The 23,578-nt window shown below is 73.5% G+C and carries 21 protein-coding genes; 11 read left to right on the forward strand and 10 right to left on the reverse strand.

Features of this window, described 5'->3' with window-relative positions; genetic code table 11:
* Window positions 1-43: 43 nt before the first annotated feature.
* The 4 genes from glgX to VGP36_11115 all read left to right on the forward strand — a co-directional run bounded on the left by glgX (window position 44) and on the right by VGP36_11115 (window position 5,782).
* A complete protein-coding gene (gene glgX, locus VGP36_11100; protein ID HEV7655258.1) occupies window positions 44-2,152 on the forward strand; it encodes a glycogen debranching protein GlgX in 2,109 nt (702 codons plus the stop codon).
* A gap of 1 nt (window position 2,153) precedes the next feature.
* Window positions 2,154-4,415: a malto-oligosyltrehalose synthase gene (treY, locus tag VGP36_11105; GenBank protein HEV7655259.1), complete on the forward strand. Its 2,262-nt coding sequence runs from the start codon at window positions 2,154-2,156 to the stop codon at window positions 4,413-4,415.
* Entirely contained in the window at window positions 4,412-5,110 is a 699-nt protein-coding gene (locus VGP36_11110) for a DUF6176 family protein (protein HEV7655260.1), read from the forward strand. Before treY ends, VGP36_11110 begins: the two co-directional genes overlap by 4 nt.
* A 219-nt stretch (window positions 5,111-5,329) precedes the next feature.
* Window positions 5,330-5,782, forward strand: coding sequence for a S26 family signal peptidase (locus VGP36_11115; protein HEV7655261.1), 453 nt, complete (start codon window positions 5,330-5,332; stop codon window positions 5,780-5,782).
* 3 nt (window positions 5,783-5,785) lie between these two features.
* On the opposite strand, the gene VGP36_11120 is transcribed toward VGP36_11115, so the two are convergent.
* The 7 genes from VGP36_11120 to VGP36_11150 all read right to left on the reverse strand — a co-directional run bounded on the left by VGP36_11120 (window position 5,786) and on the right by VGP36_11150 (window position 12,203).
* The gene (locus tag VGP36_11120) at window positions 5,786-5,983 is read right to left on the reverse strand and encodes a hypothetical protein (GenBank protein ID HEV7655262.1); all 198 of its coding nucleotides are present in this window, start codon (window positions 5,981-5,983) and stop codon (window positions 5,786-5,788) included.
* Window positions 5,984-6,019: 36 nt separating this feature from the next.
* Complete coding sequence (locus VGP36_11125; protein HEV7655263.1) at window positions 6,020-7,870, reverse strand: ABC transporter ATP-binding protein; 1,851 nt, start codon at window positions 7,868-7,870, stop codon at window positions 6,020-6,022.
* Window positions 7,863-8,411, reverse strand: coding sequence for a redoxin family protein (locus VGP36_11130; protein HEV7655264.1), 549 nt, complete (start codon window positions 8,409-8,411; stop codon window positions 7,863-7,865). Before VGP36_11130 ends, VGP36_11125 begins: the two co-directional genes overlap by 8 nt.
* Window positions 8,408-8,932: a MauE/DoxX family redox-associated membrane protein gene (locus tag VGP36_11135; GenBank protein ID HEV7655265.1), complete on the reverse strand. Its 525-nt coding sequence runs from the start codon at window positions 8,930-8,932 to the stop codon at window positions 8,408-8,410. The genes VGP36_11130 and VGP36_11135 overlap by 4 nt, the downstream gene beginning before the upstream one ends.
* A gap of 97 nt (window positions 8,933-9,029) precedes the next feature.
* On the reverse strand, window positions 9,030-10,415 hold the full coding sequence (locus VGP36_11140) for an APC family permease (protein HEV7655266.1): 1,386 nt from the start codon (window positions 10,413-10,415) through the stop codon (window positions 9,030-9,032).
* Between the two features lie 61 nt (window positions 10,416-10,476).
* The gene (locus VGP36_11145; protein HEV7655267.1) at window positions 10,477-11,370 is read right to left on the reverse strand and encodes a nucleoside hydrolase; all 894 of its coding nucleotides are present in this window, start codon (window positions 11,368-11,370) and stop codon (window positions 10,477-10,479) included.
* Window positions 11,370-12,203 (reverse strand): PPK2 family polyphosphate kinase, encoded by an 834-nt coding sequence (locus VGP36_11150; GenBank protein ID HEV7655268.1) that lies wholly within the window; start codon window positions 12,201-12,203, stop codon window positions 11,370-11,372. The genes VGP36_11145 and VGP36_11150 overlap by 1 nt, the downstream gene beginning before the upstream one ends.
* A gap of 105 nt (window positions 12,204-12,308) precedes the next feature.
* Between VGP36_11150 and treZ the strand changes: the two genes are divergently transcribed.
* Entirely contained in the window at window positions 12,309-14,069 is a 1,761-nt protein-coding gene (gene treZ / locus VGP36_11155) for a malto-oligosyltrehalose trehalohydrolase (protein ID HEV7655269.1), read from the forward strand.
* 244 nt (window positions 14,070-14,313) lie between these two features.
* Window positions 14,314-15,525, forward strand: coding sequence for a S53 family peptidase (locus VGP36_11160; protein ID HEV7655270.1), 1,212 nt, complete (start codon window positions 14,314-14,316; stop codon window positions 15,523-15,525).
* Between the two features lie 174 nt (window positions 15,526-15,699).
* On the opposite strand, the gene sppA is transcribed toward VGP36_11160, so the two are convergent.
* Window positions 15,700-17,349, reverse strand: a complete 1,650-nt coding sequence (gene sppA / locus VGP36_11165) for a signal peptide peptidase SppA (protein ID HEV7655271.1) — start codon at window positions 17,347-17,349, stop codon at window positions 15,700-15,702.
* Window positions 17,350-17,373: 24 nt separating this feature from the next.
* A complete protein-coding gene (locus VGP36_11170; protein HEV7655272.1) occupies window positions 17,374-17,661 on the reverse strand; it encodes a helix-turn-helix transcriptional regulator in 288 nt (95 codons plus the stop codon).
* Between the two features lie 150 nt (window positions 17,662-17,811).
* Here VGP36_11170 and VGP36_11175 point away from each other — a divergent pair, with 150 nt between their 5' ends.
* Window positions 17,812-17,949: a hypothetical protein gene (locus VGP36_11175; protein ID HEV7655273.1), complete on the forward strand. Its 138-nt coding sequence runs from the start codon at window positions 17,812-17,814 to the stop codon at window positions 17,947-17,949.
* Between the two features lie 115 nt (window positions 17,950-18,064).
* On the opposite strand, the gene VGP36_11180 is transcribed toward VGP36_11175, so the two are convergent.
* The gene (locus tag VGP36_11180; GenBank protein ID HEV7655274.1) at window positions 18,065-19,144 is read right to left on the reverse strand and encodes a serpin family protein; all 1,080 of its coding nucleotides are present in this window, start codon (window positions 19,142-19,144) and stop codon (window positions 18,065-18,067) included.
* A 207-nt stretch (window positions 19,145-19,351) separates the two neighbouring features.
* Here VGP36_11180 and VGP36_11185 point away from each other — a divergent pair, with 207 nt between their 5' ends.
* The 4 genes from VGP36_11185 (at window position 19,352) to VGP36_11200 (ending at window position 23,491) form a co-directional block, all read left to right on the forward strand.
* Entirely contained in the window at window positions 19,352-20,074 is a 723-nt protein-coding gene (locus VGP36_11185) for a dihydrofolate reductase family protein (GenBank protein ID HEV7655275.1), read from the forward strand.
* Between the two features lie 4 nt (window positions 20,075-20,078).
* On the forward strand, window positions 20,079-21,155 hold the full coding sequence (locus VGP36_11190) for an ATP-dependent DNA ligase (GenBank protein HEV7655276.1): 1,077 nt from the start codon (window positions 20,079-20,081) through the stop codon (window positions 21,153-21,155).
* Window positions 21,156-21,164: 9 nt separating this feature from the next.
* The gene (locus tag VGP36_11195) at window positions 21,165-22,721 is read left to right on the forward strand and encodes an alpha/beta hydrolase (protein HEV7655277.1); all 1,557 of its coding nucleotides are present in this window, start codon (window positions 21,165-21,167) and stop codon (window positions 22,719-22,721) included.
* Window positions 22,722-22,936: 215 nt separating this feature from the next.
* On the forward strand, window positions 22,937-23,491 hold the full coding sequence (locus tag VGP36_11200) for a DUF1707 domain-containing protein (GenBank protein ID HEV7655278.1): 555 nt from the start codon (window positions 22,937-22,939) through the stop codon (window positions 23,489-23,491).
* The last annotated feature ends 87 nt before the right edge of the window (window positions 23,492-23,578 follow it).

Consider the following 23,578-nt stretch of genomic DNA (forward strand, 5'->3'; position numbering starts at 1 on the left):
GAGCTTCCCGGGAAGGACTCCGGGGTCGGATCGGAGGAGCGTAATGCAGGTGTGGCCCGGGTCGTCGTACCCGCTGGGCGCGACGTACGACGGGATGGGCACCAACTTCTCGCTCTTCTCCGAGGTCGCGCAGAAGGTCGAGCTGTGCCTGTTCGACGACGCCGGCCGGGAGACCAAGCTCTCCCTGCCCGAGGTCGACGGGTTCGTCTGGCACGGCTACCTGCCCAACGTCGGCCCCGGCCAGCGGTACGGCTACCGCGTGCACGGCCCGTACGACCCGAATGCCGGCCTGCGCTGCAACCCGCGCAAGCTGCTGCTGGATCCGTACGCGAAGGCCATCGACGGCAAGGTCGACTGGCACCCGTCGCTGTTCGCCTACGACTTCGAGTTCCAGGACAAGCACAACGACGAGGACTCGGCGCCGTTCCTGCCGAAGGCGGTCGTGGTCAACCCGTACTTCAACTGGGGCACCGACCGGCCGCCGAACCGGCCGTACAACGAGACGGTGATCTACGAGGCCCACGTCAAGGGCCTGACGTTCCTGAACAAGAACGTGCCGCTGGAGATGCGCGGGACGTACGCGGGGGTGTCCCACCCCTCGATGATCGAGCACCTGCAGGAGCTCGGCGTGACCGCGATCGAGCTGATGCCGGTGCACCAGTTCATCCACGACCACTCGCTGCGCCAGCGCGGGCTGCGCAACTACTGGGGCTACAACACGATCGGCTTCTTCGCCCCGGACGCCGCCTACTCCTCCTCCGGCACGGCCGGGCAGCAGGTCATGGAGTTCAAGGGCATGGTCCGGGACCTGCACGAGGCCGGCATCGAGGTCATCCTCGACGTGGTCTACAACCACACCGCGGAGGGCAACCACTTCGGCCCGACGCTGTCCATGCGCGGCATCGACAACGGCGCGTACTACCGGCTGGTCGACGGCCAGCCCGAGTACTACATGGACTACACCGGCACCGGGAACACGCTCAACGTCCGGCACCCGCACACGCTGCAGCTGATCATGGACTCGCTGCGCTACTGGGTGCTGGAGATGCACGTCGACGGCTTCCGCTTCGACCTGGCCTCCACGCTGGCCCGCGAGTTCTACGACGTGGACCGGCTGTCCGCGTTCTTCGACCTGGTCCAGCAGGACCCGACGGTCTCCCAGGTCAAGCTCATCGCCGAGCCCTGGGACGTCGGCCCCGGCGGCTACCAGGTCGGCAACTTCCCGCCCCAGTGGACCGAGTGGAACGGCAAGTACCGGGACACCGTCCGGGACTTCTGGCGGGGTGAGCCGGCCACCCTGGGCGAGTTCGCCGGCCGCATCACCGGCTCCCCCGACCTGTACGAGCACTCCAGCCGGCGCCCGGTCGCGAGCATCAACTTCGTCACCGCGCACGACGGCTTCACGCTGCGCGACCTGGTCTCGTACAACGAGAAGCACAACGAGGCCAACGGCGAGGGCAACCGGGACGGCGAGTCCCACAACCGGTCCTGGAACTGCGGGGTCGAGGGCGACACCGACGACCTGGAGATCCTGGAGCTGCGGGCCCAGCAGCGGCGCAACTTCCTGGCCACCGTGTTCCTGTCCCAGGGCGTTCCGATGCTGCTGCACGGCGACGAGACCGGCCGGACCCAGCGCGGCAACAACAACGGCTACTGCCAGGACAACGACATCACCTGGCTGGACTGGTCCCAGGTCGACGACGGGCTGGTGCAGTTCACCACCCAGGTCGCGCAGCTGCGGCACGACCACCCGGTCTTCCGCCGCCGCCGGTTCTTCAACGGCCGCCCGGTCCGGCGCGGGGCCGGCGCGCCGCTGCCGGACATCGCCTGGTTCACCCCCGACTCCCGGGAGATGACCGAGGAGGACTGGGAGGCCGGCTTCGGCAAGTCGGTCGCGGTCTTCCTCAACGGCGACGGCATCTCCGACCGCAACCAGCGCGGCGAGCGGGTCACCGACGACTCGTTCATCATGATCTTCAACGCGCACGACGGGTCGATCGACTTCACCCTGCCGCCCTCGGAGTACGGCTCGAAGTGGGAGCTGGTGCTGGACACCGCGACCCCGCAGCTGGCCGAGCCGGCGCCGGCCGCCGCGCAGAGCGTGCTGACGGTGGAGGCGCGGTCGCTGGCCGTGCTGCGGCGGGTGACCTGACGTGCCGCCGGTCCCGGTCTCGACGTACCGGGTCCAGGTGTCGCCAGACTTCGACCTGCACGCGACCGCCGGCCTGGCCGGCTACCTGGCCCGCCTCGGCGTCACCCATCTGTACGCGTCGCCGCTGCTGACCGCGACCACCGGCTCGATGCACGGCTACGACGTCACCGACCACCGCACCGCCGACCCGCAGCGCGGCGGCGAGGAGGGCCGGCTCGTGCTGGCCGAGGCGCTGCGCGAGCACGGGCTGTCGCTGGTGCTGGACCTGGTGCCCAACCACATGGGCGTCGCGGTGCCGGCCGAGAACGCGGCCTGGTGGGACGTGCTCCGGCTCGGCCCGCAGTCCGCGTACGGCCGGTGGTTCGACATCGACTGGTCGCGGGGCCGGCTGCTGCTGCCGGTGCTCGGCGACGGGCCGGACGAGCTCGCGGCGCTGCGGGTCACCGCCGGCGAGCTGCGCTACTACGACAAGCGCTTCCCGCTCGCGCCCGGCACCGAGGCCCTGGACGACCCGGTCAAGGTGCACGACCACCAGCACTACGAGCTGGTGTCCTGGCGCCGGGCCGCGACCGAGCAGAACTACCGGCGGTTCTTCGCGATCAGCGACCTGGCCGGGCTGCGGGTGGAGGATCCGGCGGTCTTCGACGCCACCCACGCCGAGATCCTGCGCTGGGTCGCCTTCGGCGACGTCACGGGCCTGCGGATCGACCACCCGGACGGGCTAGCCGACCCGGCCGGCTACCTGGAGCGGCTCTGGCAGACCTCGAACGGGCTCTGGACCGTGGTCGAGAAGATCCTCGAGCCCGGCGAGGAGCTGCCGGACTGGCCCGTCGCCGGGACCAGCGGGTACGACCCGATGGCCGAGGTCGACGGCGTGCTGGTGGACCCGGCCGGCACGGCCGCGTTCACCGCGCTGGACACCCGGCTGACCGGAACCGCCACGTCCTGGCCGGAGCTGGTGCACGACTGCAAGCTGGACGTGGCCACCGGGATGCTGCGGGCCGAGGTCCGCCGGCTGGCCACGCTGGTCCCCGAGGTGCCGTACGCCCAGGAGGCGCTGGCCGAGCTGCTGGCCTGCTTCCCGGTCTACCGCTCGTACCTGCCGGTGGGGATCTCACAGCTGGTTGTCGCCGTCGAGGCCGCCCAGGCCCGGCGGCCCGATCTGGACCTCGGCGTCCTCGCGGCCCGGCTCGGGGTGGCCGAGGACCCGCTGGCGATCCGGTTCCAGCAGACCTCGGGCGCGGTGATGGCCAAGGGGGTCGAGGACACCGCGTACTACCGGTGGACCCGGTTCCTGGCCCTGAACGAGGTCGGCGGCGACCCGGACCGGTTCGGGCTGCCGCTGCCGGCCTTCCACGCGGCGCTGGCCCACCGGCAGGACCGGCACCCGGCCGGGATGACCGCGCTGTCCACCCACGACACCAAGCGTTCGGGCGACCTGCGGGCCCGGCTCGCGGTGCTCGCGGAGCTGCCGGAGGACTGGGCCGCGGCCGTGGACCGGTGGTCGTCGCTCGCGCCCACACCGGACGGCGCGCTCGGCCACCTGCTCTGGCAGTCGCTGGTCGGGGCCTGGCCGATCGAGGGCGACCGGCTGCACGGCTACCTGGAGAAGGCGATGCGGGAGGCGCGGACCCGCACCAGCTGGGACGACCCGGCGCCGGCGTTCGAGCAGGCGATGCACGCGGCCGCGGACGCCGCGCTGCGACCGGGCGAGCTGCACGACGACGTGGCCGCGTTCGTGGATCGGATCGCCGGGCCGGGCTGGTCGAACGCGCTGACCGCGACGCTGCTGCAGCTGACCATGCCGGGGGTGCCGGACACGTACCAGGGCTGCGAGCTCTGGGACCTGTCGCTGGTCGACCCGGACAACCGGCGGCCGGTCGACTTCGAGCTGCGGTCGGCCCTGCTGGCCCGGCTCGACGACGGCTGGCGGCCGGCCTGGGACGACGCCGCCGGCGCGGCCAAGCTGCTCGTGGTCTCCCGGGCGCTGCGGCTCAAGCGGGACCGGCCGGGGCTGTTCACCGCCTACTCCCCCGTCACCGCGACCGGCCCGGCCGCCGAGCACGCGGTCGCCTACGACCGGGGCGGCGCGATCACCGTCGGCACCCGGCTGCCGGTCGGCCTGGCCGCCGCCGGCGGCTGGCGGGACACCACGCTGACGCTGCCCGCGGTCACCGACCTGTTGACCGGCCGGTCGTACGAGGGCGCGGTCCGGCTGGCCGACCTGCTGGCCGACCACCCGGCCGCCCTGCTCGCGCCGTGACCCGGCCGGCCAGCATCCCGGACGGGCTCGTGCTGGAGCTGTCCCGGGGCACGGTGCTGCCCGGGGCGTCGGCCGAGGCCGACCGGTGGATGGCGATGCTCAACGACCGCCAGGACGAGTGCGTCGCCACCCTGGACCGGGAGCGGATGGCGGTCGAGCTGGTGTTCCGGCTGCGCGAGGACGGCCGCGACCACCTCTACTGGGTGGCGATCAAGGGCGCCGGTGGGGCCGGCCCGGACCTGGCCGACCCGATCGACCGCGACCACGACGCCCAGGCCCGGCGGACCAAGGAGCCGGGCTGGGTCGAGGCCGAGCCGCAGCTGCTGTTGCTCCCGGACCCGGTTCGGCGGGCGGTGCTGGCCTGGGCGCTGCGGGACGGCGAGCGGGTGCCGCATCCGGTCACCGCGACCGTCCGGCTGGCCAGCGCCGGCCTGCACGTCATCGACCGCTGGACCGACGCCCTGGTGGACGCGCTGCTGGACGCCGGGGCGGGCGAGCCACAGGTCGGCGGCAGCCTCACCGGCGGCCGGATCGAGGTCCGGATGACGGTCGACGCCGCGGACGTGGCCGGCGCGACGGCGGCGGCCGGCGACGTGCTGGCCGACGCGCTGGCCGCGGCCGAGACCCACGGCGTGCGGGTGCTGGGGATCTCGACCGAGGTCACGGCAGCTGACTCGGACAGCGGTACGGCCTGACGGTGGACCGGGTCACCCCGCCGCGTCCACCGGGCGCGGCCGTGGTGACCGCCCCGGGCTCGGCCACGGCGAGCGCGGCCGGCACGAGCCGTGGGCGCAGGGCGGGCGTGTCACTGTTCCGGCCCCGGTCCAGATGGTTAGCTGGCCGGGAACGCCGAGGCGGAACGGCACGCTGGTGCACATGTCGACGTGCGTAACGCGAACCCGGGCCGGAGGACGATGTCTGCGACGAGGTCGGCCGCGTGGTGCGCGGCCGCGGTCGCGGCGCTGGTGTGGGCGCGGCGGCGAGTGCTGATCATCCGGGTCAACGGCGTCAGCATGGAGCCGACCTATCACGACGGCGACCGCGTCCTCGCCGTCCGGCCGCACCGGCGCAGCCGGTTGCGCGCCGGGGACGTCGTCGTGTTCGACCGGACCCAGCCGCGGGTCAAGCGGATCACCGCCCTCGCCGGCGCGGTCATCGACCGTGTGGAGATCCCCGCCGGCCACGTGTACGTGCGGGGTGACCGGGGCCGCTCCTACGACTCGGCGGTGCACGGCCCGATCGCCGAGAGTCTGGTCTTCGGCCGCGCGGTCCGCCGGTTCGCCCGGCCGAACGCGAATCCGGCGATGACGACACCGATGCGGCCGGGACCGGCGCCTGTCGCCGGCCCCGGCCACATCGGTGGCTGAGCGTCAGCCGCACTCGGGGCGGGCGTTCAGGCAGCTACCCACCATTTGGTTGCCGCAGGTGTCCTCCGAGACCGCCTTGTGCTGGAAGGGCGCCGCGCAGCACCGGTAGAAGAGGAACCGGAACCTCCCACAGTTCGCGGAGGCGTCCGTCGTCGGCACGACCGCGGAGACGAGGCGGTCAGCCAGCTTGGTGATCGACATGATGATTCACCTCCCTCCTTCGGATAGATGAGCGGGCTACCCGGCCTGAGCCGGCACCGCGGCGGCGCCCTCGAGGGCGTCGTCGTCGGGGTCGGCGTAGCCGGCGGCTTGAAGGGAGAACAGCTCGGCGTAGCGGCCGCCCGGACTGTTCATCAGCTCCCGGTGCGAGCCGGACTCGGCGACGCGGCCACCGGCCAGCACGTAGATGCGCTGGGCGTGCCGCACGGTGGAGAGCCGGTGCGAGATGAGCACGCGGGCGCCGCCGATCATCGTGTCGGCGACCGCTCGGTGCAGGTCGTGCTCGGCCTTGGCGTCGAGCCCGGAACTCGGCTCGTCGAGGAGGAGCAGGTCGCAGTCCGCGCGCATCAACATGCGCGCCAGCGCGACGCGCTGCCACTGCCCGCCGGACAGGACGAGCGGGGTGTCGGCGTCGTCGACCTCTTCGGGGTCACGGAAGAAGAGCCGGCTGAGCATGGTGTCGAGGCCGCGGGGCAGGGCGGCCAGCTCGCGCTCGATGTGCGCGCGACGGATCGCGTCGAGGATCCGCGGGCGATCGTCGAGATGGTCCAGCCGCCCGACACCGACGTTCTGCGCCGCGGTGAGGTCGTAGGTGGCGAAGTCCTGGAAGACGGCGCCGATCCGGTCCCGCAGCGACACCGGGTCGAGCGCCGGCAGGTCGACGCCGTCCCAGGTGATGCGGCCGCGGGTCGGTTCGTAGAGCCGGCACAGCAGCTTGACCAGCGTGGACTTCCCTGCCCCGTTCAGCCCGACGAGCGCGACCGATCCGCCGGCCGGAATCGTGAGGCTGATGCCCTGCAGGATCCACGGCAGGTCCGGGCGATAGCGGAACCAGACGTCCTCCAGTCGGACCGCCTGTCGCAGCGGCGCGGCCGGTCGGGCCGGCGTCTCGACGACGGCAGCAGGCGCGCAGATCCCGTCGACGGCGCCGACGAGCTGCTGGCCGGACCGCAGCTGACCCAGCGCCTGCACGGCACCGGTCAGCGCCGCGGTCAGCCCGCCGAAGGCGGTCACCACCGCGACCACCTGACCGGCGCTGGTCCCGCCGGCCGCGGCCCCGCGCGCGACGACGCCGACCGCGGCGACGACCATCGCGCCGACCACCCCGGCGGCGATCAGCTGCATCCGCAGCGTCGTGCGCTCCAGATCGCGCTCGTGCCGGTTCGCGAGGTCGAGATCGGCCAGCATCCGGTGCCGGAAGAAGTCGCCCAGCCCGAACAGTCGCAGCTCCTTGCCGGCCACCGGGTTGCAGATCAGGCTGCGGTACGCCTCGCGCCGCCGCCGGATGGGGGCGAGCCGGCCCAGCATGGAGACGTTCAGCCGGGCCAGCCGGAACTCGATCGCCATCACCGGGATCGCCCCGGCCAGCGCCAGGACCGCCAGCGGCCACGCCACGCCGAGCAGCACCACCGTGAGCGAACCGGCGGTCACCGCCGCGGTCGCGAGGCCGAGCGCGCCGCGCAGCAGCAGCTGTGGCGCCATGGCGGCAGCGTCCCCGGCCAGCGTGAGCCGATCCTGGTATCCGGGATCCTCCAGGCGGTCGACGCCGGTCTCCTGACCGACCCGCTCATACAGCCGCCCGACGATCTGCGCGCCGGCGATCCGTCCGATCTGGCCCTGGAGGTACCGGTCCACCTCCGGTGCGCCCGCCCCGAGCAGGGTGGCCGCGACGATCGCCGCGGCATAGCCGCCGACGGCCAGGCCCGATCCGGACCCGACGATCGCGTCCACCAACCGCTGCAGGGCGACGGCCGAGACCGCGGTGACGAGGCCGCCCACCAGGGCCAGCGCCGTCAGGGCGAGCAGCCGGCCGGGCGAGGCCCGGAGGATCAGCCGCGAGGCCGGGCTCGTGCGCGGCCGGTCACGCACGCGCACCCCACGGGACGCGGTCGACGGTGAAGGCGCTGCCCGCGAGCGCATCGTGGTCGAAGACCAGATAGCTCGGGAACGACGTGATACCGAACTCACCGGACAGCGGCCCGAGCGGGCGGTCCCGGACCACCGTGGCGATGCCGGCGAACGGCTCCTCGAGCGTCGGGTCGCCGTGCTCGGTCAGCACGACGATCACCACCGCGGCCCCGTCGGCCGCCGCCCGCGCGGCGAGGTCACGAACCTTCGGCAGCTCCAGGTGGCAGCTGCCGCAGCCCTGGGAGAGGAACGCCAGGAACACGCGGTGGTCGGCCAGCGTACGGAGCCGGAACGGGGCGCCGTCGGTGCCGGGGAGCTCGACGTCCGGCAACGGGCTGCCGGCCGGCAGGACCAGTGGTTCGGCGGCGGCCAGCCCGAACGGGTCTGCGGGTCGGTGCGGCGCGACCGAGGTCCGCAGCCGGCGCACGACACCGAGCAACAGCAGCAGGTTGATCAGGGTGACCACGGTCAGCACGGCGACGGCTGCGGCGAGCACGCTCATCGGGCCCGCTCCGCGGTGCCGGGCGTCCGGACCAGCGCGGTCAGGTCGTCGAGATGCACCACGAGCGCGACGAGCACGAACGCGACCGTCGCCGCGACGAGCAGCGGGCCGATGCGCACTGCCGGTCCGGACGTCGCCGCCGCCAGCAGGGCCACACCGGCCAGACCGCCATTGCGCACCGCGTGGGGCCGGCCCAAGGGTGCCCCCGACACACCGAAACACCGGCAGGCGGCGGGCGCCGGGCCGCGCGCGGCCCGCAGCGCGACGCCGGCCAGACCGAGGAGGGCCAGCGTGGCGAGCACCAGGCCGGCCACCCGCGTCGCCGGCCAGAGGCAGAGCACGACCAGAGCGGTCTCACCGGCGATCACCGCGTTGGCCACGGGCCGGGCGACCACCGGCCGGACGAGCCGCAGCGCCACCAGCGACCCGGCGAACTCGTCGCGATGCCGCGCCTTCGCCACCGCGGCGACGGCGAACGTTCCGGCCGTCACCAGCAGCGCGACCAGGTTCACACTCCCCACTGCGCCTCCTTCGCCGACTCCCTCGAGACCCTGGCGAACGGCGCTAAGCCGGCGCTAAGTCCGCGCTAACCGCGCGGCATCAGCGGGTCGACGGCCGTCAGGCGCCGGCTCCGATCGTGAGGTCGCGGCTGCGGCCGGTGAGCAGGAAGTACAGGAAGACGCCGGCGCCGACGGCCAGCCAGACGATGCCGCCGACCTTCGCGTTCGTGTCGGCGTGGACGAGCACGTAGCCGATGATCACGAACCCGATCACCGGGACGACGAGGTGCAGCAGCCAGTTCCGGCTGTGCTTGCGGATCACGTAGTGGTTGACCACCGCGATGTGCAGCAGGCAGAAGCCGAACAGCGCGCCGAAGTTCACCAGCGAGCTGATCAGGTCGAGCTTGCCGACGAAGAACAGCACCAGCACCAGCGTCAGCCCGGAGACGACGAGCAGCGCGTTCTGCGGGATCTGGCGGCGGTTCACCACCCGCAGGAAGGCCGGCAGCTGCCCGTCCCGGGACATGCTGAACAGCAGCCGGGAGGTCGCCGCCTGGGCCGCGATCGCGTTGGCGATGCCGACCGCGAGCGCGTTGACGGCCAGGAACGCCTTGGCCCAGCCGGCCGTGGACGCGCTGCCGACCAGGTCGAAGAACGCGTTGCCGACGTGCGCGTCGTCGAAGCTGCTGGTCCCGGCGGCCAGCGCCGCGGCCAGCCAGGTCTCGCCGACGAACAGCACCGCGACGATGAGCAGCGCGCTGACCATCGCCGTACCCGCGGCCTTGCGGCCGCCGGTGGCCTCCTCCGACAGCGTCGAGATGCCGTCGAAGCCGAGGAAGCTCAGCACCGCGATGCTCAGCGCGCTCGCGATCAGCGCCGGGGTGACCTTGTCGGAGTCCCAGAGCTGCTCGAGGCCGAAGTGGGCGCCGGCGATCGTGCCGCGGGCCAGCGCGGTGATCGCGATGATCACGAAGATCACCAGGAAGACCAGCTCGATCGCGAGGAAGACCCGGTTGAACCGGGCCAGCGACCTGATCCCGATCAGGTTGACGATCGTGTTGACCACGACGAACGCGATCGCCCACATCCAGCGCTCGGTGCCCGGGAAGATGCCGACCATCGACTCCGCCCCGAAGACGTAGAGCAGGGTCGGGACGAGCAGGTAGTCCAGCAGGATCGACCAGCCGGCGAAGAAGCCGAGCACCTTGTGCAGCCCGCGGCCCACGTACGCGTAGACCGAGCCGGCCAGCGGGAACTCCTTGGCCATCTGCGCGTACGCCAGCGCGGTGAAGATCATCGCGACCAGGCCGACCACGTAGACCAGCGGGACCATGCCCTCGGCGGCGTTGTAGACGGTGCCGAAGATCGCCCAGGGCGCGATCGGCACCATGAAGATCAGGCCGTAGATGATCAGATCGACGGTGGAGACGGAGCGGCGCAGCTCCTGCTGGTAGCCGAACTCACGCAGGCCGTCCTCGGGCGTGGCGGCGGACTCGGTGGGCATACGGCTAGTTACTCACCCGATGGGGCCGTTACGCCAGATGTCCGGATCACCGATCCGCCGATCAGCCCCGGCCGACTGCCTCGACCGTCTCGATCCAGTGCGCCGCGAAGGCCGGGCCGTCGACGGCCGTGACGACCTTGACCGGCAGCCCGGCCGGGTCCCGGACCAGCGCGCCGTCCGCACCCAGCCGGACCCGGGTCACCTCGGCGGTCACGCCGTCCCAGCCGAGGGCGACGGCGCAGGCGGCCGGGTCGTACTGGAAGTTGAGCAGGTCGGCCGGCAGCGCGGGGTGGGCGGCGGCCAGGTCGGCCATGTCGTGGCGGGCGCCGTGCGCGGCGACCTGGTGGGCCAGCAGCGTGCCGACGGGCCCGGCGGACCGCAGCCGGGGCAGGTCGGCCTCCCGGATCCAGGTCGCCAGCGTGGCCGGCAGCGTGACCAGCGTCGGCCCGGTCCGCAGCAGCAGCTCGAACGCGCGCCGGTCCCACTGGTTGTTGAAGTCCATGTCCGGGCCCCAGGGCGGCAGCCCGTCCGCCGGCGGATCGAGCCAGCCCGCCATGAGCACGGGGTTGCGCAGCCGGCCGGGCCGGGTCAGCTCGTACAGGGCCAGGGTGGTGCAGGGGCCGATGCCGATCACGGTGGCCCCGGCGGCGATGCTGCGGTCGAGCAGGTCCAGCGCGGCGCCCGGCTTCCCCGGCCGCCGGCGGTGCAGCGGCCAGTCGCCGTACTCGGGGTCGGCCCGCCGGCCCGTCGTCATCGACAGCGCCGCGCCCGCCGCGACCGGGACGTGCCGGCCGGCCAGGGACAGCAGGTGCCGGACGTACGCGGCCCGCATCCCGTCCCGGTCGGCGACCGTGGTCACCCCGGTCAGCTCCACGTCCGCCCGCCCCAGCAGGTACGCCAGGGCGCAGGCGTCGTCGGTGTCGCCGCCGAAGTCGGTGTCGAGGTGGACGCGCATCAGTTCGGCGGCGCCAGCGCCTTGGTCAGCGCCGGGACGTCCAGCTCCGGCTGCGGGTACTGCGGGTCCAGGTCCCGGACGGTCTCCAGCAGCAGCCGGCCGACGGCCCAGTTCCGGTACCACTTGCGGTCCGCGGGCACCGCGTACCAGGGCGCCTGCGGGGTGGAGCAGCGCTCCAGCGCGATCCGGTACGCCTGCTGGTAGTCGGTCCAGCGGGCCCGCTCGGCCAGGTCGCCCGGGTTGAACTTCCAGTTCTTCGTCGGGTCGGTGAGCCGGGACAGCAGCCGCTCCCGCTGCTCGTCGTAGGAGACGTTGAGGAAGCACTTGACCAGCGCGTACCCGTTCTCGACCAGGCCGGCCTCGAACTTGTTGATCTCGTCGTACCGCTTCTCGACGATCTCCGGGGCGGCCAGCGCGTGCACCCGGCCGACCAGCACGTCCTCGTAGTGGGACCGGTCGAAGATGCCGATCATCCCGGGGTCGGGCAGCGCCCGGCGGACCCGCCAGAGGAAGTGGTGCCGCAGCTCGTCCGGGGTCGGTTTCTTGAACGAGTGGATGTGCACGCCCTGCGGGTTGACCAGGCCGATGACGTGCTCGATCACGCCGCCCTTGCCCGAGGTGTCCATGCCCTGCAGGACGAGCAGGATCCGTCGGGCGGACGCCGCGTACAGCGCCTCCTGCAGGCCGGCCAGCCGGTCGCCCTCCGCCGCCATCCCGGCCGCGGTCTTCTTCTTGCCGCCGGGTGCGTGCGGGGTGGCCCGCGCGTCCAGCTCGTCCAGGTCCACCGGAGCGCCCGGAGTCACCCGCAGCAGATCCCGAAGCGACGTGGCCACGTGTACCCCCCGCTGTCCGACGATGCGGCGATCACCCGGGACACTAGCGGTGCGACCGGGTAGTGCTGGTCCGGTAGGTCCATTCGGACCAGCGGAAGGGACACGATGACGACGTTCGAGGTCTGGGCGCCGAACCACGACCAGGTACGGCTGCGCACCCTGGGCAACGACCACGAGATGGCCGCGGCCGGGGACGGCCTGTGGCGGGTCACCGTGCCCGAGGCCGGACCCGGCGACGACTACGGGTTCCTGCTCGGCGACGACGACACCCCGCTGCCGGACCCGCGCTCGCGCTGGCAGCCGGAGGGCGTGCACGGCCTGAGCCGGCTGCACGACCCCCAGGCCTACGAGTGGGACGACGGCGAGTGGACGGGCCGGCAGCTGGCCGGCGCGGTCGTCTACGAACTGCACGTCGGCACGTTCACCCCCGAGGGCACCTTCGCCGCGGCCACCGAGAAGCTCGACCACCTGGCCGAGCTGGGCGTGGACCTGGTCGAGGTGCTGCCGGTCAACGCGGTCAACGGCACCCACAACTGGGGCTACGACGGCGTCGGGTGGTACGCGGTGCACGACCCGTACGGCGGGCCGGACGCGTTCAAGGCGTTCGTCGACGCCTGCCACCGGCGCGGGATCGGCGTGGTGCTGGACGTGGTCTACAACCACCTCGGGCCCTCCGGTGCGTACCTGCCGCGGTTCGCGCCGTTCTTCAAGCCGGGCAAGTCGACCTGGGGCGACCTGGTCAACCTGGACGGGCCCGGCTCGGAGCCGGTGCGGCGCTACATCCTGGACAACGCGCAGATGTGGCTGCACGAGTTCCACGTCGACGGGCTCCGGCTGGACGCCGTGCACGCGCTGGTCGACCTGGGCGCGATCCACATCCTGGAGGAGATGGCGGTCGAGGTGGACGCGCTGTCCGCACACCTGCGCCGGCCGCTCACGCTCATCGCCGAGTCCGACCTCAACGACCCCCGGCTGATCCGGTCCCGGGACGCCGGCGGGTACGGGCTGACCGCGCAGTGGGACGACGACGTGCACCACGCGCTGCACGCGCTGCTCACCGGCGAGCAGCAGGGCTACTACTCCGACTTCGGCTCGCTCGGGACGCTGGCCAAGGCGTTCACCGGCGCGTTCGTGCACGACGGGTCGTACTCGTCGTTCCGGGGGCGGCTGCACGGGCGGCGGGTGAACCGGGACGACACGCCGGCGTACCGGTTCGTGGCCTTCCTGCAGGACCACGACCAGGTCGGCAACCGCGCGCTGGGCGACCGGCTGTCCGGCGAGCCCGGGTCGCTGTCCCCGCAGCTGCTCAAGGTCGGCGCCGCGCTGCTGCTGACCTCGCCGTTCACGCCGATGCTCTGGATGGGCGAGGAGTGGGGCGCGACCACGCCCTGGCAGTTCTTCACCTCGCACCCGGAGCCGGAGCTGGCCGCCGCGGTCGCCCACGGCCGCCGGGAGGAGTTCGCCGCGCACGGCTGGGACACCGAGGACGTGCCCGATCCGCAGGACCCGGCCACCTTCCAGCACTCCAAGCTGGACTGGGCCGAGCTGACCGACGAGAAGCATGCCGACGTGCTCGACTTCTACCGGCGGCTGACCCAGCTGCGCCGGGCCCGGCCGGAGCTGTCCGACCCGCGGCTGGACCGGGTCGACGTCACGTTCGACGAGGACGCGCGCTGGCTGGTCGTGCACCGGGGCGGGCTGCGGGTCGCGGTGAACCTCGCCGCCGAGCGGCAGGAGGTGCCGCTGGACGGCACGCCGATCAGCGTGCTGCTCTCCTCCGTGCCCGGGTTCGTCTACCGGGACGGGGCGGTCGAGCTGGAACCGGGCTCGACGGCCGTGGTCGAGCTGGCCGTCCGTACGGGCTGACCTGCGCCGGCTCGCCGTGGGCGGCGATGCCGCTGCTGGCGGCCGGGGCTCATCGCCTCGCCGCGCCCACGCCGGTGACGACGGTGGCGGCGGCGCGGATCAGTCGGCCGTTCGGACGAGGGCTGCTGATCTTCTTAGTGCCCGCTTGGGTAGATCTGGGGTCTTCCGGGGGCGACTGACTGATGCGATCGGAGTAACAATCCGCGGCAGGTGCGCCGCGTGGCGCCCCCATCAGGAGGTCCTAGTGCGACTCCGTCCAGTCCTGGCCGCCGTGGCGGCGGCCGCCATCGCCTCGATCGCCTGGGCCGGCACCGTGGCCCCGGCCGCCGGCGCCGCCCCCGCGGCCCAGCCCGCCAAGCACGTGTCCCGGGTCTGCGCCCAGGCCGCGCCCGGCCACGCCGCCTGCAACGCGCTGCGGGTCGACCCGGCCGCCGCGGTCGCCGGCAGCGTGACGCCGGCCGCGACCACGCCGTCCGGGATCTTCCCGGCCGACATCCAGTCCGCGTACAAGCTGCCGGGCGCGACCGCCGGCGCCGGCCGGACCGTCGCGATCGTCGACGCGTTCGACGACCCGACCGCCGCGGCCGACCTCAACACGTACCGCAGCCAGTTCGGGCTGCCGGCCTGCACGACCGCGAACGGCTGCTTCCGCAAGGTCAACCAGAACGGCGCGACCTCGCCGCCGCCGGCCGTGGACACCGGCTGGGCCCAGGAGATCTCGCTCGATGTCGACATGGTCTCGGCCACCTGCCCGAACTGCCACATCCTGCTGGTCGAGGCCAACAGCTCCTCGTTCGCGAACCTCGGCGCCGCGGTGAACAGGGCGGCCACGCTCGGCGCGACCGCGATCAGCAACAGCTACGGCGGCGCGGACTCCTCCGACACCACCAACGGCCACTTCTACAACCACCCCGGCATCGCGGTGACCGCGTCCTCCGGTGACGGCGGCTTCGGCGTGGAGTACCCGGCGTCCTCGCAGTTCGTGGTCGCGGTCGGCGGCACCTCGCTACGGCGGGCCACCACCACCGCCCGCGGCTGGACCGAGTCGGCCTGGTCCGGGGCCGGCTCCGGCTGCTCCCGGTTCAACACCGCGATCCCGAGCGCGTCCACCTTCAACACCGGGTGCGCGCGGCGCGCGGTCGCCGACGTGTCCGCGGTCGCCGACCCGGCCACCGGCGTCGCCGTGTTCGACAGCACGCCGGCCGCCGGCGCGTCCGGCTGGCTCGTCTTCGGCGGGACCAGCGCGTCCTCGCCGATCATCGCCTCCGTCTTCGGCCTGGCCGGCAACGCGGCGACGATCGACGCGAACGACTTCCCGTACCAGCACTCGACATCGCTGTTCGACGTGACGACCGGGTCCAACGGGACCTGCACACCGACCCAGCTCTGCCGGGCGCGGGCGGGTTGGGACGGCCCGACCGGCCTCGGTACCCCGAACGGAACCGGCGGCTTCTGATCCTCTGAGCCCCGGACCGGGGTCGCCTCCTCACGGGGGCGGCCCCGGTTCCCGTCCCACCGACCCCGGTTCCCGGCCCACCGGGCCCGGTTCCCGTCCCACCGGCCCCGGTTCCCGTCCCACCGGCGCGGGGCGCGCCAGTCCTGCCGGACGGCTGACGAGCCGCTGGACCCGTCAGCCGAGGGTGAGCGGCGGCATGGTGAGGGGACCGTCGGGGGCGAGGCCGAGGTGGGCCGCCGCACCGGAGAGCGAGCCCCAGCCCGCCCACCAGTCCGTCGCCCGCATCGCCGCCGCGGCCCGGTCCTCGCTGGAGCGCGGCGGCGAGAACCGGTCCAGCGGGCTGGTCGGCGGCCAGCGCCGCAGCTCGGCGTCCGCGGGCAGCCCGGCCCGCTCCCGGACCATCGCCGCCGCCGTCCGGAGCCCGCCGAGGGAGTCGACCAGCCCCCGCTCGTACGCGTCGGCGCCGGTCCAGACCCGCCCCCGCGCCACCTCGTGCACCTGCTCCGGCGTCATCCCGCGGGCCTGCCCGACCTTGCCGACGAAGTCGGCGTAGACCCGGTCCAGCCACTCGTCGAGCCGGCGCCACTGGTCCTCGTCGAACCCGGTCCGGGCCGAGAACATCCGCGCGTTGCGGCCCTCGGCGATCGCGCCGGTGCCGATGCCGAGCCGGTCCAGCAGCTCGGACGTGACGACCTTCCCGCTGAACACGCCGATCGAGCCGGTCAGCGTGCCGGGCTGGGCCACGATCGCGTCCGCCGCCATCGCCACGAAGTACCCACCGGAGCCGGCCACGTCGCCCATCGAGGCGACCACCGGGATCCCCCGCGCCCGCAACCGGCCGACCTCGCGCCAGATCACGTCCGAGGCCACGTACGAGCCGCCGGGGCTGTCGACCCGCAGCAGCACCGCCGTCACGTCGTCGGCCCGCCCGGCCGAGCGCAGCGCGGCCGCGACCGTGTCCGAGCCGGACCCCGCGTTCGGCGAGAGCAGGCTGCGGCGGCTGCGGCCCTGCTGGATCGCGCCGGCCACGGTGACGACCGCGACCACCGGGGCGTTGCGGTTCTTGAGCCGGGCCGCGATCCTGCGCGGGGTGGCGGCCCGGGCGTGCCGGGACAGGAACAGCAGCTCGGCGTCCTTCTGGTGGGCGGCGTACACCTCGTCGCGGTAGCCGACGTGGTCGACCAGCCCGGCCTCCGCGGCCTGCTGCGCCGACAGCGGCGCCTGCTCGACCAGCTCCCGGACCCGCTCCGGGCTCAGCCCGCGGGCGGCCGCGATCCCGTCCACCACCTGCTCGTACGCGGAGGCGACGAGCCGGGAGGACGCCTCCCGGAACGCGTCGGTGTAGCCGTGCCGGACGATCCGGTCGACCGCGTTCTTGTACTCGTGCCGCTGCGAGAACTGCGGCTGCAGCCCGGCCTTGTCCAGCAGCCCGCGCAGGAACGTGGTCTCGGCCGCGATCCCGGTCAGGCCGAGGTCACCGGAGGGCTGCAGCCAGATCTCGGTGAAGCCGGTGGCGAGGTAGTAGGCGACCGTGCCGGGGTCGCCCTCGCCGAACGTCTCCGCGTACGCGACCGCGGGCTTGGTCCGGGCGAACTCGCGGACCGCGTCGCGCAGCTCCTGGGCCCGGGCCAGCGGCAGGCTGCCGCCGACGCGGGCGATCAGCCCGGCGACGTCCGGGTCCTCGGCCGCCGCGTGCAGCGCCTCGACCACCGCTCGCAGGCTCGGCCGCCGCCGGCCCCGCACCATCGCCAGCGGATCGCTCGGCACCACCTCCGGCGGTGCCTCGGTCAGATCCAGCTCCACCACAACCCGAGTCCGCCCCATCCGTCAACCCTAGGCGCGCCCCCCTCACGGCTCCCCGTCGAGCAACTCCGACACCCGCACTCCGAAGGCTCGCGCCAGCCTCCGGTACGCCAGGACGCTGGCCGGGTGATCGCCCCGCTCGATGGACCCGACCGTCACGCGCGACACCCCGGATTCCGTGCCGAGCTCCTCCTGGGACAGTCCCCTCCTCCTGGACGGCGCCGACTTCCTGCACTTCTCGAAGGAGGACGGTGCTCGCCGCGAGCGCCTGGCCAAGGCGGTCGGTGCGCTCGGCCTCGATCTGACGACGGTGGTCCGCCAGAGCACGGACACCCTGTCCCGCGCACGGGCGGTGGGACTGACGACGATCTCCTGGATCAGCCGCGAGCAACTGGATCTCCTGGTGCTCGAGTCCCGTGGAGCCAAGCCGGATCGCCAGGACGCCGCTCTGCTGGCGAGGGTCCGTCCGGCGCGGGTGTCTCGGTGCGCTTCCTCGGGAAGCGTGACGATCCCCTGCTCTGGGCGGCCGACATCGTGGCCAGCGCGACCTTCCAAGCGCTGGTCCGCGGCGTACCCGCCGACCTGGAGTCGTTGGGGCAGGTCGAGAGGGTCGACTACTGACCCCGGATGCGCGAAGGCCCCGCGCTCACCGTCCGGAGAGCCGGGGCCTCACTTCTGCGGGCTTGTGATCTCCGCAGCGTCAAGATCGTCTCACGGCGGCGGCGGGAGGTGCAACTCAGCGGGGGTCGGTTACCTGGGCGAGGAAGTAGAGGGCGTTGGTGGGGCGGTGGCGGATCTGGAGAAGGAAGGGGCGGTCGACGCGGACCGCGACCGGCCGGGGCGGGGCGGTGATCGCGGCCAGGCGGGTCATCATCAGGGCGGTCGCGGCCGCGCCCTCCAGGCCGGCCTCGTCCAGGGTCAGGACGGCCTTGTGCAGCGCGGCGTCGACCTTGAGGCCCTCCTTGCCGCCGGTCACCCCGGTCAGGTCGGCCTGGTCGCCGAACAGCCGCTGGATGCCCAGCCCGGCCAGCGGCTCGGCCAGCGAGGCCTGGCCCCGAACCGTCACCCGCGGCAGCTCCAGCGCCACCTCCCGCGGTGTCGCCGCCGCCAGCAGGTCCGTCAGCGTGGCCGCATCGAGGGGAGCCAGGTCGCCGTCGGGCAGCAGCACGTCGGCCAGCACCCCGCCGCCGGCCGGGACCGAGACCAGCGTCCAGCCGGACCGGGCCGCGTACGGCAAGGAGCGGGTGGTCCGCATCGTGGGCACCGAGACCTCGCCGCCCGGGGTCCGGAACGGCTGCGGCCGGGTCTGCCCCTTCTCGAACGGCTTGGTCCAGGACGCCCGCAGGTAGAGCGCGTTGACGATCACCGCGCGGGTCTCGCGGTCCAGCAGCCCGGCCGGGAGCAGGTCCTTGATCAGGTCGCGGGTACTCCGCGACACGTCGGCGTTGATCTCCTGCCGGACGCCCTCGGCGTCGCCGCGGAAGTCGGCCCCGCGGGCGGTGCCTCCCGGCCACGACTTCACCGCGGCCAGGTACTCGGGCGCGACCGGCAGGGTCAGGTCGGCCCAGAGCGTGTTGGCGACCCCGATCGTCACCGCGTCGTCCTTCAGCGCCGCGCCCGCGCTCAGCCCGGCGGCGAGCGCGTCCAGGTCGCCGACGACCTCGGCCAGCTCGTCGCGGGTACGGCCGCGGGCACCGGCGGCGACGACGCCGAGCGCGGAGGCCACCGAGTACGGCGACCAGGCGAAGCCGCGCGCCGGGTCGGTTGCGAGCAGCCGATGCAGCGCGAGCGTGAACGAGAGCTCCGGGGCGGTCACGGCCCCCATGCTGCCAGCCCGCCGCCGCCGGACCGCTGTTCCCGCATCGTGACCAACGTTGATCTCCAGAGAAAGACAACGTTCCGGCCGAAGGCATCTTGCTGTCCCGTGACGGCGACGACGCGGTACGGGCCGCCGGCCCCGAGCCCGGGACCCCGGCCGGGGTTCCCGTTCCCCGTCGCGGGGATCGATGGTGGGATGACGGGCGTGCGCCAGCTGCTGCCGTCCCCGGCCGAGGACCTGTCCGACGACGACCTGCTCGCCGCCTACGCGACGCCGCCGGAGCACCTCCGGGTGAACTTCGTCTCCAGCGCCGACGGCGCGGTGACGCTGAAGGGCGTGTCCGGCGGCCTGTCCGGACCGGCCGACAAGCGGGTCTTCCAGCTGCAGCGCGACCTGGCCGACGTCGTGCTGGTCGCCGCCGGCACGATCCGCAACGAGCGCTACGGCTACCCGCACGTCAGCGCGGAGCGGCGGTCCCGCCGGCGGGATGCCGGGCGGGCCGAGCTGCCGACCTTCGCGATCGTCTCCCGCAGCCTGAACCTCGACCTCAGCTCCAGCCTTTTCACCGACCCGCCGGTCCGTACGGTCGTGTTCGCGGCCGCGGGCGCCGCGGCCGACCGGCGGGCCGCCCTGGAGAGGGTCGCCGACGTCGTCACCACCGACGGGCTGGCCGGCACCGTGGCCGCGCTGCGGCAGCGCGGGCTGGGCCGGATCCTCTGCGAGGGCGGCCCGAGCCTCTTCGCCGGGCTGGCCGGCGCGGGGCTGCTGGACGAGCTCTGCCTGACCCTCTCGCCGCTGCTGGCCGGCCCCGGCCCGGGCCGGATCGAGGCCGGCCCCGAGCACGGTCCGGTCCCGCTCCGGCTGACCGCGCTGCTGGAGGAGGACGGCGCGCTGTTCCACCGGTTCGCCGTGGTTCGGGGAGACTGAGCCGATGGACCTGCCCGTGATGCCGCCGGTCGCCCCGATGCTGGCCAAGTCGGTGAAGACGGTGCCGGACGAACCCGGCTACCTGTACGAGCCCAAGTGGGACGGCTTCCGCTGCATCGTCTTCCGCGACGGTGACGAGGTCGAGCTCGGCAGCCGCAACGAGCGGCCGATGACCCGCTACTTTCCCGAGATCGTCGAGGCGGTGAAGAAGCAGCTGCCGGAGCGCTGCGTGGTCGACGGCGAGATCATCATCGCCACCGGCGACAAGCTCGACTTCGAGGCGCTGCTGCAGCGCATCCACCCGGCCAGGTCCCGGGTCGAGCTGCTGGCCAAGGAGACCCCCGCCAGCCTGGTGGTCTTCGACCTGCTCGCGCTCGGCGACGAGTCGCTGCTGGAGGTGCCGCTGGGCGAGCGGCGCAAGAGACTGGACAAGGCGCTGGCGAAGGCCACGGCGCCGGTGTACCGGACCAGCGTGACCGACGATCCCGCGGTGGCCCAGGAGTGGTTCGGCACGTTCGAGGGCGCCGGGCTGGACGGGATCGTGGCCAAGCCGGTCGAGGGCACGTACGAGCCGGACAAGCGGGCCATGCTCAAGATCAAGCACGAGCGGACCGCGGACTGCGTGGTGGCCGGCTTCCGCTGGCACAAGAAGAGCACCCCCGAGGAGCCGCTGCTGGGCTCGCTGCTGCTCGGCCTCTTCAACGGCGAGGGCGTCCTGCAGCACGTCGGCGTGGTCGCGAGCTTCCCGATGGCGCGCCGGGCCGAGCTGGTCGAGGAGCTGGCGCCCTGGCGGAAGAACGCGGTCAAGGACCATCCCTGGCAGGACTGGGCCGAGGCCCAGGCGCAGGCCGACGGCCGGCTGCCGGGCGCGCAGTCCCGCTGGAACGCCAAGAAGGACCTGTCCTGGGAGCCGCTGCGGGCCGAGCGGGTCGTCGAGGTGAAGTACGACCACATGGAGGGGACCCGGTTCCGGCACACCACCCAGTTCGTCCGCTGGCGGGACGACCGGAAGCCGCGCTCCTGCACGTACGAACAGCTCGAGGTCCCGGTCTCCTACGACCTGGCCAGTTTGTTGTCCTAGGGTTGGGAAATGCGCCGGCTGCTGGTCCTTCTGGTGGTCGCCCTCGCGGCGGCCGGGTGCACGTCGATCGACGGCAACGGCCGGTACGGCGGGGACCCGATCCCGGGCGCCCCGGCCCCGACCACCGCGGCGCCGGCCGCCCCGACGATCTCCCCGGTGAACTTCACCGACTGCACGTCGGTGATCGCGCCGCAGGTCAAGGACGCGCCCGGCGGTGACCGGCCGCTGTCCTTCGGCTGCGGCAAGCTGCGGGTGCCGCTGGACTACCGGGACCCGTCGCGCAAGGCGATCGACCTGTTCCTGATCCGGGTCCGGCTGGCCGGACAGCAGAAGCGGATCGGCTCGCTGGTGGTCAACCCCGGCGGTCCCGGCGGATCCGGGCTGGACGCCGCGGTCGGGCTCGGGCTGAGCCTGCCCACCGACGTGCTGAAGCGCTTCGACCTGGTCGGCTTCGACCCGCGCGGGGTCGGCCTGTCCGCGCCGGTCTCCTGCATCTCCGACCAGCTCAAGGACCAGCAGACCGCGCTGGACCCGGACGCGAAGACCGAGGCCGCGTACCAGGCCCAGGTGGCGCTGGCCAAGCAGGTCTCGCAGTCCTGCCTGTCCAAGTACGGCGACGACCTGCAGCACTACAACACCGAGGAGACCGCGCGGGACCTGGACCTGGTCCGGCAGGGCGTCGGCGACGCCGAGCTGACCTACCTGGGCTACTCGTACGGGACCCGGCTCGGCTCGGTCTACGCGCAGCTGTTCCCGAAGAACGTGCGGGCGCTGGTGCTGGACGGGGCGGTCGACCCGAAGCAGGGCGAGGTGGCGGCGTCGCAGACCCAGGCGGCCGGGTTCGAGCAGGCGTTCAACCAGTTCGCGGCCGACTGCAAGGCCCGCAACGCAGCCTGCCTGATCGGCCCGGACCCGCGCGCGACCGTGACCGCGCTGCTGGCCAAGGCCCGGCAGACGCCGATCCCGGGCGGCAGCGGCGGCCGGAAGGCGACCGCCGGGCACGTCCTGCTCGGGGTGATCAGCGCGCTCTACGACCGGGGCGACTGGGCCGAGCTGGAGTCCGCGATCGCCGACGCCCGCAACGGCAGCTCCAGCGGGATCTTCACGCTGGCCGACCGCTACAACGAGCGCGACGCCAAGGGCGACTACACCAACCTGGCCGACGCCAACATCGCGATCAACTGCGCCGACAGCGCGGAGAAGGTGCCGGACGCGACGGTGCGCAAGGAGCTCGCGGCCTGGCGGACGAAGTACCCGCTGTTCGGCACCTCGCTCGCGCTCGGCCTGCTGACCTGCGGGCAGTGGGCGGCGCCGCGGGAGCCGCTGCCGGCGGTCCGGGCCGCGGGCGCTCCCCCGCTGCTGGTGATCGGCACCGTCCACGACCCGGCCACGCCGTACGCGTCGGCGCAGGTGCTGGCGAGGACGCTGGCCACCGGGCACCTGTTGACCTGGCAGGGCGAGGGGCACACGGCGTACCCGAAGACGGCCTGCGTGACCGCGGCCGTGGACGCCTACCTGATCTCCCTCAAGGTCCCCGCCCGCAACGCCACCTGCGCCGCGTCGTAGTCGTCGGGGCGGCCCCCGTAACCCCCGGGCGGGGCTCGTGCGCGGTGCCGGACCCGGCCCGACCGCTTCACCGAACCCCGCCGGAGGCGGAGGACCCATCGCGACTACGACCCGCCGGTGCCGGTCACCGGCTGATGACGCACCGGACCCGCGCCGCGGTTCAGCCCAGGCGGGGGTGCCCGGAATGCCCGGGCGGGGACGGTACGGTGCGGTCCATGAGCGAGACTCCGGCGGACGACGTCCGTGCCTCCGATGCCGAGCGTGAGCAGGTCGCCGAGCTGCTCGGCCGGGCCGTCGGCGAGGGCCGGCTGACGCTGGCGGAGTTCAGCGACCGGGTCGGGCAGGCGCACGGCGCCCGGACCCGGGCCGAGCTGGTGCCGCTCACCGCCGACCTGCCCGCGACCCCCACCAGCATCGCGCCCGCGACCCCGGTCCGGACGTCCTGGCAGATCTCGCCGATCGGCGGGGTGAGCCGCAAGGGCTCCTGGCGGGTCCCGGTCCGGACGGTCGGGATCAGCATCATCGGCGGCGCCGACCTCGACCTCACCGACGCCGAGTTCGCCGCGTCCGAGGTCGAGTTCACCCGGGTCTCGATCGTCGGCGGGATGGACGTCAAGGTGCCGCCGGGCGTCCGGGTCGAGGTCGAGGGGTTCACCCTGCTCGGCGGGCACTCGGTGCGGCTGCCCGAGCCCGCCCCGGGTGCCCCGGTGCTGCGGCTGCGCCTCTTCTCCCTCATCGGCGGCGTCTCGGTCAAGCCCCGGAAGCCCTGACCCGAGGGTCGGTGTGACCCGGGTCTCGTCCCCCGGGCACGGGCATTCGTCGCGTTCACAACGGGCATACAGCGAGTACCCGGCCGC

The organism is Mycobacteriales bacterium (genome assembly GCA_035995165.1).
GTDB lineage: Bacteria > Actinomycetota > Actinomycetes > Mycobacteriales > CADCTP01 > CADCTP01.